The sequence below is a fragment of the Agathobaculum butyriciproducens genome (genome assembly GCA_003096535.1).
GTDB classification, from domain to species: Bacteria; Bacillota; Clostridia; order Oscillospirales; family Butyricicoccaceae; genus Agathobaculum; species Agathobaculum butyriciproducens.
The window spans coordinates 42,803-55,874 of sequence record QEKJ01000012.1; the positions used below are offsets into that span (position 1 = coordinate 42,803).

The 13,072-nt window shown below is 54.0% G+C and carries 10 protein-coding genes; 6 read left to right on the forward strand and 4 right to left on the reverse strand.

The annotated features are described in order from the left end of the window. Positions 1 to 165 precede the first annotated feature (165 nt). The 3 genes from C7386_RS09375 to C7386_RS09385 all read left to right on the forward strand — a co-directional run bounded on the left by C7386_RS09375 (position 166) and on the right by C7386_RS09385 (position 4,233). A complete protein-coding gene (locus tag C7386_RS09375) occupies positions 166 to 1,104 on the forward strand; it encodes a sugar phosphate isomerase/epimerase family protein (protein WP_116705381.1) in 939 nt (312 codons plus the stop codon). 145 nt (positions 1,105 to 1,249) lie between these two features. Beyond that, positions 1,250 to 2,260 carry a sugar ABC transporter substrate-binding protein gene (locus C7386_RS09380; protein WP_116705382.1) on the forward strand — a complete coding sequence of 337 codons (1,011 nt, stop codon included), beginning with the start codon at positions 1,250 to 1,252 and terminating at the stop codon, positions 2,258 to 2,260. A gap of 320 nt (positions 2,261 to 2,580) precedes the next feature. Continuing rightward, complete coding sequence (locus C7386_RS09385; RefSeq protein WP_116705383.1) at positions 2,581 to 4,233, forward strand: solute:sodium symporter family transporter; 1,653 nt, start codon at positions 2,581 to 2,583, stop codon at positions 4,231 to 4,233. A gap of 149 nt (positions 4,234 to 4,382) precedes the next feature. Here the strand turns inward: C7386_RS09385 and C7386_RS13480 are convergent, their stop codons facing one another. From C7386_RS13480 to C7386_RS09400, 4 genes are all read right to left on the reverse strand, one after another. Then, positions 4,383 to 4,571, reverse strand: coding sequence for a hypothetical protein (locus C7386_RS13480; RefSeq protein WP_165815524.1), 189 nt, complete (start codon positions 4,569 to 4,571; stop codon positions 4,383 to 4,385). A 137-nt stretch (positions 4,572 to 4,708) separates the two neighbouring features. Continuing rightward, positions 4,709 to 6,016 (reverse strand): ECF transporter S component, encoded by a 1,308-nt coding sequence (locus C7386_RS09390; RefSeq protein WP_367575345.1) that lies wholly within the window; start codon positions 6,014 to 6,016, stop codon positions 4,709 to 4,711. A gap of 296 nt (positions 6,017 to 6,312) precedes the next feature. Beyond that, entirely contained in the window at positions 6,313 to 7,905 is a 1,593-nt protein-coding gene (locus tag C7386_RS09395; protein ID WP_116705384.1) for a response regulator, read from the reverse strand. Then, positions 7,899 to 9,599 (reverse strand): sensor histidine kinase, encoded by a 1,701-nt coding sequence (locus tag C7386_RS09400; RefSeq protein ID WP_116705385.1) that lies wholly within the window; start codon positions 9,597 to 9,599, stop codon positions 7,899 to 7,901. The genes C7386_RS09395 and C7386_RS09400 overlap by 7 nt, the downstream gene beginning before the upstream one ends. 339 nt (positions 9,600 to 9,938) lie before the next feature. Between C7386_RS09400 and C7386_RS09405 the strand changes: the two genes are divergently transcribed. From C7386_RS09405 to C7386_RS09415, 3 genes are all read left to right on the forward strand, one after another. Continuing rightward, complete coding sequence (locus C7386_RS09405) at positions 9,939 to 11,258, forward strand: ABC transporter substrate-binding protein (protein ID WP_116705386.1); 1,320 nt, start codon at positions 9,939 to 9,941, stop codon at positions 11,256 to 11,258. A 70-nt stretch (positions 11,259 to 11,328) separates the two neighbouring features. Further along, on the forward strand, positions 11,329 to 12,201 hold the full coding sequence (locus tag C7386_RS09410; protein WP_116705387.1) for a carbohydrate ABC transporter permease: 873 nt from the start codon (positions 11,329 to 11,331) through the stop codon (positions 12,199 to 12,201). A gap of 15 nt (positions 12,202 to 12,216) precedes the next feature. Next, a complete protein-coding gene (locus C7386_RS09415) occupies positions 12,217 to 13,068 on the forward strand; it encodes a carbohydrate ABC transporter permease (protein ID WP_110436263.1) in 852 nt (283 codons plus the stop codon). Positions 13,069 to 13,072 lie beyond the last annotated feature (4 nt).

Here is a 13,072-nt window from a genome sequence, read left to right on the forward strand (position 1 = left end):
CATTTCTTTTCTCTGTACCGCTGCCTTCCGTAAGGCGGGCAGCGGTAACCTTTTAAGGTGCTTAAAAATTCCCTCCTATATAACATACTCTTGAAATTCTCTCTCTAAAAATCGCTCCAACGATTTCTACTACAATAAAAAAGGAAGAAAAGTGAGGTTTTTTATATGAAACTCGCAATTTGCACTGATGTTTTTGCTGATCTGTCCTACACGGACATGCTCGATAAGGTAAAGTCTCTCGGTATCGACGCAGTTGAGATGACCGCAGGCGGCTGGGGTGCCCGCAAGCACTGCAACACCGCGGAGCTGCTTGCTGACGAAGGCAAGCGCAAGAAATTCATGGGCGAGCTCGAGAAGCGCGGCATGCGTATTTCTGCACTGAACACGTCCTGCAACCCGCTCTGGCCGAGCAAGACCGGCGAGGAATACAAGAAGTCCATGTACGACTGCGCTACTCTGGCAGGTCTGCTGGGCGTTAAGAAGATCGTTGCTATGGCTGGCCTGCCGGCAGGCAGCGAAACCGACACCACCCCGAACTGGATCACCTCTACCGTTTCGTGGCCGGACTTTATGGCTCCGGCGTATGAGTACCAGTGGAAGGTAACGATCGAGTTCTGGAACGAGTTCATCGCACACTGCAAGAAGTGCGGCATCGAGCACATCGCGATCGAGGAGTTCCCGGGCACGATGGTTTGGTCTGCTTCGACCCTGCTCAAGCTGCGTGAAGCTACCGACCCGATGCTCGGCATCAACCTCGACCCGTCCCACATGATGGTTCTGGGTGCGGACCCGATCGCGGCTGCACGCGCTCTGAAGGGCTGCATCTTCCACGTTCACGGCAAGGATGCCCGTATCGAGCGTGGTCTGGCTGACACCGACGGCATTCTGGAGCCACGTCCGGTTACCGAGTCCGCTGACCGCGTTTGGAACTACGTTGCGGTCGGCTGCGGCAAGGATTTGCAGTGGTGGAAGGAATTCTTCTCCGTTTGCCACATGATGGGCTACGACGGCGACGTTTCCCTCGAGATGGAAGACCTGACCATGACCGTTGATGCAGGTGTCAACACCTCGATCGACGCGCTGCGCCAGACCATCAGCCAGTAATTGGTGCGGCATCACCGAACAATTGCTCCTACCAAATTGTCCGGTGTTGCCTTAAGTCCATAGCATTTTCGCAATTCCAGCACCACCCTCTGTAGAGAAGAAAGAAAATCAATATGAGAAGAAGAGAAAGGGCAGTGTTTGAACTATGAAAAAGAAGCTTTTAGCAATGACGTTAGCGAGTGCTCTGTGTGCCGGCATGCTGGCAGGCTGCGGTTCGTCCGCATCGACTGGCAGCACGGGCGACAGCGGCTCCACCGCTTCCGATGATGCCTACAACGTAACCGTTATCGTAAAGCATACGGACGGTCACTTCAACAAGGTTATTGCCGGTGCGCGCGCTTACGGCAGCGAGCACGACAATGTAAACGTCGAAATCCAGTCTCCGACCTCGGCTACCTCGTATGATGAGCAGGTCAACATGATCGAGACTGCACTCGGCAACCCGGGCATTGACGCCGTTGTTATCGCTCCGCAGCAGTCCACCTCTACCGCAACGCTGGTAGATACCGCGACCAAGCCGGTCGTAGCACTCGATACCGACTTCACCTCGGATAAGAAGGCATGCTTCGTTGGCACCGGCAACGAGGACGCAGCGCTGAACGGCGGCAAGGCGGTTGCTGAGGCCTGCAAGGCACTCGGCAAGGACAAGCCGACGGCGGTTATCATTGCAGGCGTACAGGGCGACGAGACCCATGAAGCACGACTGCGCGGCTACCGCGATGCGATCGAAGCCGCAGGCGGTCAGGTGCTCGAAGTGCAGTACACCGACACCATGCCGGACAAGGCAGCAGCCGCTATGGAGGCGGTTATCCAGAAGTACCCGAACGGCGTAGACGCAGTTCTGTCCATCGCGGATGACATGGCGCTTGCAGCTGCAAAGGTTATCAAGGATTCCGGCAACACCAATTACGCAGATACCGTTCTGTGCGGTTTTGACGGCAACCAGTCTGCCATCGAGGCAGTTATGGACGGCTCTCTGACCATCGACATCGCTCAGATGGGCTACGACATGGGCTACAAGGCTGTTGAAGCAGCAGTTACCGTACTTGAGGGCGGCTCTGTTGAATCCTTCATCGACTCCGGCTCCAAGGTTATCGACTCCTCCAATATCGACGAGTACGTCTCCGACATGAAGTCCAAGGGCCTGTGGGAGTAATTCAAACACACATTTGACAGCATAAACAGTTTATAGACAGGGCGGACGCAGAGTTCGACACATGCGCCCGCCCTAACTATGCGCATTTTTGAGGCAATACCGCATAATTGAACAAGAGTGATTTGCGAGTAAATTTTGCGTACTGACGAGACACAGTTTGGCGGTAATACTTGATGTATTACCGTGAAACTGCAACAAAGTCAGGACACAAAATTTCCGCAAAGCACCGCAGTCTTAATTGTGCGGTGTTGCCTTGAGAATTAAATTACAAATATGGAAAATTAGAGCGGTGGAGGGACCGTGTGAAAGAGGGGATTCCAATGGTTTGGACTATGGCGACGTTTATCGGTTTCACGATACTTGTTGCAGTCATTTCGTATGTAAAAACAAAGGGCGATGACCAGAGCACCGCAGACGGCTATTTTCTGGCCGGACGCGGACTGCCGGGCTTTGTTATCGCAGGTTCGCTGCTGCTGACCAACCTGTCGGCAGAGCAGCTGGTCGGCACAAACGGCCAGACTTGGAGCGTGGGCATGAGCCCGATGGCGTTCGAGATCGTAGCAGCTCCGTGCTGTATCGTGCTGGCGCTGTTTGCGGCGCCGCGTTATCTGAAAAGCGGCATTACCACCATTCCGGAGCTGATCGGTCTGCGCTATGACCGCAGCACGAAGCTGTGGTTCTCCATCGCGTATATTCTGCTGTACATTGTGGTACAGATTCCGGTTATCCTGTACTCCGGTTCGCTGGTATTTGAGAATATCTTCAACGTATCCGGCATTCTGGGCGTAACCAAGTTTCAGGCAGTCATCATTCTGTGTATCATCATCAGTGTCATCGGCTCGATTTACGCGATCTTCGGCGGACTGAAAGCCGTAGCCGTATCGGATACCGTAAACGGCATCGGACTGCTGATCGGCGGCTTCATGATCCCGTTCTTCGCACTGAGCGTGCTCGGCAAAACGGCAGGCGGTGACGGTCTGTCGGTTATCGACGGTATGCGTTTCCTGATCGAAAACCATTCGGACATGCTCAACTCCATCGCTCCGGCGGATTCTCTGCCGCCTGCGGTTCCGTGGCCGACCGTATTTACCGGTCTGTTCTTCCTCGGTCTGCAGTCCTGGTGTACGCACCAGTCGTTCATCCAGCGTGTACTTGCTGCAAAGAACCTCAAGGAAGCGCAGAAGGGTGCTCTCTACTGCGCGTTTCTTAAAATTATCGGTTTTATGTACCTTGCGCTGCCGGGCGTTATCGCGTATGCGCTGTTTGAGCTGCAGGGCGATCAGGTATCCATGATGGACGAAGCGTACCCGCAGCTGGTTTCGCAGGTTGTTCCGGCTCCGCTGATGGGCTTCTTCGCAGCCGTAATGCTCGGTGCGATCCTGTCCTCGTTCAACTCGGTGCTGAACTCGGTAGATACCATGTTTACCATGGACATTTACAAGGAATTCATCGACAAGGACGCTTCCGAGGAAAAACTCGTCAAGGTCGGCAAGAATGTCGGCATTATCTTCGCGGTACTGACCACCATCGTCGGTCCGCTGATCTACTTCTTCCCGGCAGGCTTGAAAACCTTCCTGGATTCCCTCGTAATGCTGATTGCACTGCCGGTTCTGACGGCCGTATTCGGCGGCTTCTTCTTCAAACACCTGCCGAAATACAGCGCAAAGGTCATTCTGGTGCTGCATGTGGTCTGCTACGGCTCGTTCCTGCTGTTCCTCAACAGCAAGCTCCATTATCTGTACGCTGTCTTTGTTCTGCTGCCGGTTGAGCTGCTGGTCATGTTCATTTTCAATCAGCGAAACAAGGCAAAGCATCCGGAGGTATGGGTGCAGAAGGACATCGGCGCTGTCGATCTTACCCCGTGGAAGTATCGCTGGGTTGCCACCGCACTGATTCTCATTTGTGTTGCAGCGGTTTACCTTGCGTTCTCGCCGCTCGGTATCGGCACCTGGAGTTATACACAGCCTTTCTAAAATCGAAAGTAAAACGGAGTGCGTTTGCACTCCGTTTCAGCTTGTTAAGAAAGTCCGTTTTCACGATGCTGACGCTGCCGCGCGGCAGCGCGCATGAAATAGCATGTACGGCACAAATGCATGAAAACCGAGGGCATGTACCTCGTTTTTCATACTTTGTTTTTCGATTCTGCAAGCGGGATAAAGGTTTGTACGCAGGTCTGCACGATTTCACTCAGCGGCACCTCGGCCACGGCGGACGCGGGCAGATCTTCCTCACTGCGTGCCGGTTCGACCAGGTTTTTGATCAGGCCGTCCATGCGGGCAATCTGCTCGTGCGAAGCATCCAACAACGACAAATGCTGTCGTTTTCATTTGACCCATTGCAGCACGTTTTTGACAGAACGGAGTGCAGCTGCATGAATTTACATGTATTTTTCATCGAACAGACACAAAAACCCGCACAGCTGCTTTACGCTGTGCGGGCTTTTGTAATTTACTTTTCAGTCGAATCCTCTATCACGAAGCACGCTCGGCCGTTCTCCTTGGCCTGATAGAGCACGCGGTCGGTTTCGGTAAGCAGGTGCTTGATCTCCTGCGGAAAAACAAAGCGGTACGCGCCGATGCTGCAGCTGACCGTGACCTGCTCGAGAATACCGGAAATATCGCGCAGGAACTGCGTCAGCAGATGCTCTAGCTGGTCCGGCGACAGATTTATATCGAGCATTACGGCAAACTCGTCACCGCCGATACGGCCGACAGAGCCGCAGAAACGAAAGGTGTTCTGCAGATGCTCGGCGAACTGCTTGAGGACCTCATCACCGACAGAATGGCCGTATTTGTCGTTGATGTGCTTGAAATAATCCAGATCACAGACCAGAAACCAGCCGGCTGATCCGGCGTGGGACTTCTGGCTGCGGAGACAGGTGTGCAGGAACAGCCTGCGGCCCATAATGCCGGTCAGGAAGTCCAGCTCGCCGGTGTACTCACGAAATTTCATGTAGCGATAGACCATCAGGATGAGGATGAGCAGAATGAAGTTGAGCGCCAGCATGGCAGTCAAAAACTGCACCTGCAGGTGGAGAATATCCCGATGGATGTCCTGTGTGACATCTATGCCGTGCTGCCCGAGCATGTAGTACATACGGCTGGAGAAGTAGACGGTCGAGAGGACCGCCATACAGAAGATAAACGTACTTACGGCCCCCAGCACGAAACCAATCTTCGGAGACCAGTACGGGGTGTTTTCGTATTCATTGACCGCTTTTTTATAGGTCTGGATAAAGGAACTGTGATACAGCTTGTCAATCGCCAGAACGACCGCAACACAGAACAGCAGGATGATGAGGTCGCTTTTTTCAAGCATAAAGATTGATGAAAAATTAAAACCGAGAGAGGGGAAGAACAACCCCATCGCAGTATAAACTAAAAGCGCGTGCAGCTTAGGTGCCGCGATTGTGATGAGCAGCTTGCACAGATTCTTTCGTTTGCTTTTGCGTGTCAGCTGAAACAGACAGCCGAGCAGAAAACCGAACAGCACACGCGTGCCGACACTCAGCAGTATGCTTCCAATGGGAAAATCACTCCGAAACGGAGAAAAGACCGCATCTGCAGGCATGACATAGGTCGCGGAAGCCTTATACAGACTGCCAAGACCGAACAGCAGTCCCGCGAGGGAAGCCTCGGCCGGGCCAAACAGGCAGGCGGTAATGATGATAGGGATATACGCCGTGGTAATGGAAATCGGCGGAATGTGCACATATCCTAAAAATGTAAAGGACATAATGACTTCCACTGCCAGCAAAAGGCTGAATATGTAGTGCTCAAATTTGTGTGTTTCCCAAGTTGTATTCATCTTCCTGATTACCTTTATACAGGCAGTACCGCGACGGATCCGGCTGTGGAATTTGCTCGCAGATCACGCTTGTTCGATCATGCGGTATTGCCATGAATTTTATTGATAATTAAATATATTTGATTATATATTATACAGTAAAGGTACGGAAAATGCAACCGATTTGCTGGCACGCAGATCATTTTGAGAATTGCGGAAAAGGTTCTGATGGGATGCGTGCCGGAGCGGTTTTCGCTTCTTTCCGTTTATACGGATGATTCGTTCTGCACGCTGTGACGGTAATCCTTCGGCTTGAGACCGGTGATCTTCTTAAATATGCGTGAGAAATACACGGGATCGTTAATGCCGACCCGCTCGGCAACTTCATAGCTTTTGAGCGCCGTAGTGCGCAGCAGATTTTTTGCGGCTTCGATGCGCACGTTCTGCAGATAAGTTGTCAGCGTTGTGCCGGTCTCGCGCTTAAACAGGCGCGAGAGATAGCTTGAGCTGAGATAGAACTGCTGGGCAAGCTGGTCGAGCGAAAGCTGCTCACCGTAGTGTGCGCTGATATAGGCCTGCACCGAGGAAACGATATGGTCTGCGCTGGCGGCGCTGCTCTGCGCCATGTCCTGCGTTTGCTGCACGAGTGCGCGGGTGCAGGATTCCATCTCGGCGATGGAGTTGGTCTCCATAATGCGCTTGAGCGAGGAAATGCTGCCGCCCTCGAGCGAATGTCCGGCCATTCCGGGAAACTGCAGCTCCATGCCGAACTGGTGAATATATACGCAGATATTGCGCACGGTATCCGGCGGCAGCTTGTTGCTGTCCGCATAGGCGAAAATGCAGTCGAGCAGCTGCTCTGTGTCGGCGGGATTGCGCAGCTCCATCGCAGATTTAAGGGCAGAGAGCATTTCAAAGATTTCGTCGGTCAGCTGCTGCGGGAACGAGCTGAGCTCAGCGAAGTGCGTCACCGGATGGTCGGGCGTGAAGACGGTGAAGCGCACCGCCTGTGCGGCTTCATCGGCGGCGTCGGCAAGACAGATGGGATTGTCATTGCAGTTGGAAATACCGATAAACAGCAGAAAATGTGCCAGACTGCCGACAATATTCACCGCTTCCCTGCATAATGCGGTAATGGGCGCTTCCCCGGCGGCACAGATGACCACAAAGCAGTCCTGCGTGCCGCGGGCAATGTAGTAATGCTGGTAGGAGGATAGACAGTCAGACAGAATCTCCTGCGACTGATTGAGATACTCGTTGTATTCTTCCTCGGTCAGCGCTTCCTCGGACAGCGAGGTAATATGCAGCTTGAGTACAAAATAGCTGCGCAGGTCCATTTTCAGCTGAGCCAGGCGGTTGAGCACATACAGCTGCGAGCATGCAACACGGTGGATGAGGTCATGCAGCAGCATGCTCTTCTGCAGCTCTATGTTGCGCGCCGAGGTCGTGGAGAGCTTCTCCTGCAGATCCTGACTGCTGCGGTCTTCCGCTATGGCGGCCTTGGCTTTTTCGATGGCATTGGTCAGGTTTTCTACCGTCATCGGCTTGAGTACAAAATCCACCACATGATACTGGATGGCACGCTGCGCGTAGGCAAAATCCGGATAGCCGGTCAAAATGATGACTTTGATGCCGGGATGGTCGCGGGCGATGATCTCGGCAAGCTCAAGACCGTCCATACCGGGCATGCGGATATCGCTGATAACGATATTCGGCTGAATGACCGGAATCTGCTCGAGCGCCATCATGCCGTCGTCTGCCTGTGCGGCAATCTCACAGCCGAGGTCGCCCCAGTGGATGCAGTGTACCAGACCCTTGCGGATGGCGGATTCATTGTCAACGATCATAACTTTCAGCATAGGTCTTTCTCCTTTTCGGGCGGTGCGGTGATGATGGGGAGCGTCAGCACGATGCTCGTGCCGTGTCCGGGTTCGGATTTGATCGACATGCCGTAGGGCTCGCCGTACAGCAGCTGAAAACGGCGCTCGATGTTGTGCAGCGCAACATGTGTGTGGTGCTTGTCGTCGCTGCCGGGCTGGGGGATGGCGGACGGGTCAAAGCCTACGCCGTCATCGTACACGCGGATGTACACGGCGTCCTCCTCTTCCCAGATGCTGACGCGCACCCAGCCGCCGTGACGCTTGGGTTCGAGTCCGTGTACGATACTGTTTTCTACCAGCGGCTGAATGGTCAGCTTAGGCAGGTAGCAGCCGAGCAGCTTGTCGTCCTCCACATCGACGGTATACTGCAGCTTTTCCTCAAAGCGTTCCTTTTGCAGGGCAAGATAGTATTTTACCGAATCCAGCTCCTCCTGCAGGGTGATAATCTGCTTGCCATGGTTGACAACGCTTGCCCGCAGCAGCTGCGCCAGATTCTGCACCGTGGTGCAGATGGCCGGCTGACCGGCTACCATGCAGCGGACATTGATCAGCTCGAGAATATTAAAGATGAAGTGCGGCTGAATCTGGCTCTCCAGCTGATGAATCTCTGCATCGCGCAGCAGCAGACCGCGCTGATAGACCTCCTGAAACAGGGTGTCCAGCCGGTCGGCCATGTCGTTGAAGGCATGCGAGATAGCGGTTGTTTCGGTGTATGGTGTTTCATCCATGCGCACGGAAAAATCACCACTGCCGATACTGCCGATGGTGTGCAGCATCTGCCGCAGAGGACGCAGCAGCAGGATGAGACAGGTGGCGGCCAGCAGCAGGGCCAGGATCAGGATGGCAGCACAGACGAGAAAATACACACGCGTACTCTGGCGCACACCGGCGAGGATTTCGGCGTTTGGAATATAGATATCCACGCGCTCACGGCTTTTTCGGAGTGAGCTGGACGCATGATACCACTTGTTCATATCCACGTTCTCGCGGAACAGGTCGGTCTGCAGAGAGCCGATGCGTTTGCCCTGAGCACCGCTGAAAATGACGACAGTGGAAGGGTAAAGCTGGTTCAGCGACAGCGTGGAGAGCAGCTTGTCGATGTTCAGCTCCACGATGATTTTGCCAAGCGGCTGCATGGTGTTGAGGTCAACAAAATCGACGATCATATATGCGTATCCAATGATGGTGTAGTGCGTGTACAGCGTGCGTGCGGAGTTGCAGTCCTCGTGCGTCTGGTACATCTGCCGGACGCGCCACGAGGTATTCAAATAGTAGTTGCCGCCGTAGACCGGCACATATTGATCATTTTTGATCAGGTAGATGGCGCTGACCACATCGGGGTTGAGCGAATCGCCGAGCGAGAATGCGCGGCTGAAATTCTGCTCCAGCCGGAGAATCTGGATCTGGGTGAGCGGTTCGCTGCTGCTCATCATCTGCTGGGCGGCGCTGTCCGAGGTCAGGTAGTACACACCATCCCGCAGGGTCTCCATCATGCGGTCGGTGCGGTCAGTGAATTCGTTCAGATACATGGAAACTGTCTCACTGGCGGTATGCTGCAGTTGACCGGATACGGTATGGATAAAATAGATGCCGGCGGTGACAACAGGTGCGAATACCAGAACACATATCATCACAACGACCAGCCCGATAAGAGAGATCTTGCGTTTTGCCATACAATACACCTCACGGGAGATTCTGCGAATCAAACAAGGGCAGCACCATACAATGGAGCTGCGGAGTTACCCTAAATATACCACAATTCGACCGCTTTGTGTACCATCCGGAAGGGGAGAAGCGACATTAGAAAAAAATATCCTGTTTTGGCGCAAAATAATCCTATGTTTTCAAAGAGGAGTGCAGAGCGTGTGAACGAAAAGCAAAATCGTCATATGTTTTGACCGGTTTACTGCATTGAGGGCAGACTGCTCCTCGGGTATAATAAATACAACAAAACACAGAGCGGTATTTGAATGAAACAAATGCCGTAAGGAGAGAAAGAGGAGGAACCCCACATGAAAACAAAGCGTATCCTCTCCCTGCTGATGGCAGGTGCGCTGCTGACCGGTGCACTGACCGGCTGCGGCAGCAAGAAGGATGATTCTGCACAGAGCGGTGACAGCTCCGGTGTGATCACCATCAACTATCCGACGGCCCAGTGCGGCACGAATACGTCCGCTCCGGTATGCGATGAACTGATCAAGGAATTCAATGAGAAGTACGCAGGCAAGTACGAGATCAAGAAGGAAGACGTTCCGGGCGATCAGAACTACATCGACAAGATCAAGGTACAGCTTGGCACGGGCGATCTCCCGCCGGTTATTTACGGCGGCGGCTACAATCTGCTTGATATGGTCGTTGCCAAGGATCTGGCAGTTGACCTGACCGATGCGGTAAATTCTGATGCAGACTGGAAGGCACTGTATTCGGATACCGCGCTGGCTACCAACAGCCGCGACGGCAAGATCTACGCTTCCTCGATGGAAGGTCAGGTTATCGGTTACTTCTACAACAAGGATCTGTTCAAGCAGGCAGGCATCACCGAGCCGGCTAAGACCTGGGACGAGTTCTTCCAGCAGTGCGACAAGCTGAAGGCAGCCGGCATCACCCCGCTGTCCATGGATACCGCAGATTCTGCGTGGGTAACCCAGCTGTGGATGGGCGCTATGGTTGGCACCGAGTCCGACGCAGGCCTGGAGTTCATGAATACCATGAACCCGACCGACTACAACACGCCGGAAATGATCGCAGCAGCCGAGAAAATCCAGAAGATGTACCAGAACTACACCACGCAGGATGCAATCGGCGGCAAGTATGAGAATGCTGCAAACAACTTCCTGTCCGGCCAGACCGCAATGCTGGCGAACGGCCCGTGGATGATCGGTGATTTCTCCGATACCTCCATGGCAGAGGAAGGCTTCGCTGATAAGGTCGGCGTAGCGCTGTTCCCGGGCAACTTCGTATACGATGCACCGATTCAGGGCTACATCGTTACCAAGCAGGACGACCCGAAGGTAGAAGAGGCTGCCATTGAGATGGTCAAGTTCTTTACCTCGGCTGAGGCACAGCAGACTGCAATGGAGATGCAGGGCATGGTTCCGGCCTCCAACACGGTAGAGCTGACCGACACCGCAAAGGACAAGTACCCGCTGCTTGCTGAGTTCCTTGACCTTGCAACCACTGAGGGTGAAAAGCGCTCGGATACTCTGCAGGCTACGATGTACTCCAACCTGCTCGACGTTATGAGCCAGCAGCTCCCGCTGCTCGCTTCGGGTGAGCTGGACGCAAAGGGCTTCTGCCAGACGCTGACGGATGCTGCAGCGAAGAACCAGTAAACTGTTTACCGCAGGGACCCGTCAAAAACGGGTCCCTGTTTTTCTCCTCAACAAGAAAGGAAACCGCTTTATGAAACGTAAAAAGGGCTGGCTGCCGGTGTTCCTGCTTCCGGCTGTCGCATTGTTCCTGCTGATCTATGCTGTTCCGTTGGTGATCGTGTTTGTTTCCTCGCTGTTTGATTACCGGCTGACGGGCGACTCGATGACATTCATCGGTCTGCAGAACTATACACAGCTGTTCAGCGATGCGACCTTCCGGCAGGCGTGCGGCCACACGGTCGTCTGGATTCTGATCCACTGTATTATTCATGTCTCCATCGGCGTTATCCTGGCGCTCGTGCTGTACAAGAAGCCGCGCGGCTGGAAATTTGTCCGTACGGCATATATGATCCCGAATATCATCTCCAACGCCGCAATGGGCATGATCTTCCTCAATATTTTCAACCCGCAGTACGGTGTTGTAAACTCCATCCTCAAGGCTGTTGGTCTGGAAAACCTGACGCATAACTGGCTGATGGATACCACAACGGCGTTCCCGTCCGTCACCATGACGTGGCTGCTGTTTGCGGGCTACACCACGACGCTCGTGCTCGCCGAGGCGCTGACCATTGACGATTCGGTGCTCGAAGCGGCCCGAGTGGACGGTGCGACCTCGTTCCAGACCGATATGTTCGTTGTGCTGCCGCTGCTGCGCAAGATCATCGGCACGACCATGGTCATGGCGGCAACCTATATGCTGCAGATGTTCGACCTGATCTACATCACCACCAAGGGCGGCCCCGGCTCGGCTACCATGAACCTGCCGCTCATGCTGTACAGCGTGTACAAGAACGAAAACAACTACGGCTACTCGAATGCAATCGGCGTTTGCATCGTCATCGCGGGTGTCGTTTGCATGACGCTCATCAACAAAGCGATGCGCGTCAACGAAGAAGACTACTAAGGAGGCGTTCGACAAATGAAAACCAGCTTCGGTGCAATGACCGGCAGAGAACGCCTGTGCTTTGTGCTCAAATATCTGTTTATGGCGCTGTGCGTGGTCGTTGCGCTGTTCCCGATCATATGGGTCATCCTGTCCTCGTTCAAGACGAATGCGGAGATCCTGTCGAACGGCATTTCGCTGCCGACGCACTTCGGGTTTGACGGCTATAAATCCGCACTGGATATGGCGCCGATCTTCAAGTTCTTCGGCAACAGCGTGATCGTCACCTGCTGCGCGACGGTACTCAATGTGCTCGTCTTCGCTATGGCAGGCTACGCGTTTGCGCGGTTCCGCTTTCCGTGCGATAAGCTGCTGTACATGCTGCTCAGCCTGTCGCTCGTCATTCCGATGACGGCACTGCTGCAGCCGGTGTACAGCGTGGTCAACAATCTGGGTCTGTATGATACCAAGGCGGGTCTGATTCTGGTCAACACCGCACTGAATATGCCGATGAGCCTGCTCATCCTGCGCGGCGCCTTCCAGTCTATCCCCAAGGCCATTGAGGAGGCCGCCTACATCGACGGTGCGGGCTTCCTGCGCACGTTCTTCCAGATCATGATGCCGTGCGCCAAGGGCGGTCTTACGAGCGCAGCTGTGCTGTGCTTCCTCAATACATGGAACGAATTTACGTTCTCCCTGATCCTGACCAGCAGCGAGAGTGCCCGCACGCTGCCGTTGTCGCTCAGCTACTTTACCAGCCAGTTCAGCTTTAACTACACGGCGCTGTTTGCCGCAGTTACCATTGCGGTCATTCCTTCGATCATCGTGTTTGCGATCTTCCAGGAGCAGGTCGTTTCCAGCCTGACCGCGGGTTCGGTCAAAGAATAAACGA

Bases quoted from the DNA above. Each gene is read 5' to 3' on its own strand.
- C7386_RS09375 (WP_116705381.1), top strand. From the start codon at position 166: ATGAAACTCGCAATTTGCACTGATGTTTTTGCTGATCTGTCCTACACG.
- C7386_RS09405 (WP_116705386.1), top strand. From the start codon at position 9,939: ATGAAAACAAAGCGTATCCTCTCCCTGCTGATGGCAGGTGCGCTGCTG.
- C7386_RS09415 (WP_110436263.1), top strand. From the start codon at position 12,217: ATGAAAACCAGCTTCGGTGCAATGACCGGCAGAGAACGCCTGTGCTTT.
- C7386_RS09380 (WP_116705382.1), top strand. From the start codon at position 1,250: ATGAAAAAGAAGCTTTTAGCAATGACGTTAGCGAGTGCTCTGTGTGCC.
- C7386_RS09395 (WP_116705384.1), bottom strand. From the start codon at position 7,905: ATGCTGAAAGTTATGATCGTTGACAATGAATCCGCCATCCGCAAGGGT.
- C7386_RS09400 (WP_116705385.1), bottom strand. From the start codon at position 9,599: ATGGCAAAACGCAAGATCTCTCTTATCGGGCTGGTCGTTGTGATGATA.
- C7386_RS09385 (WP_116705383.1), top strand. From the start codon at position 2,581: ATGGTTTGGACTATGGCGACGTTTATCGGTTTCACGATACTTGTTGCA.
- C7386_RS09410 (WP_116705387.1), top strand. From the start codon at position 11,329: ATGAAACGTAAAAAGGGCTGGCTGCCGGTGTTCCTGCTTCCGGCTGTC.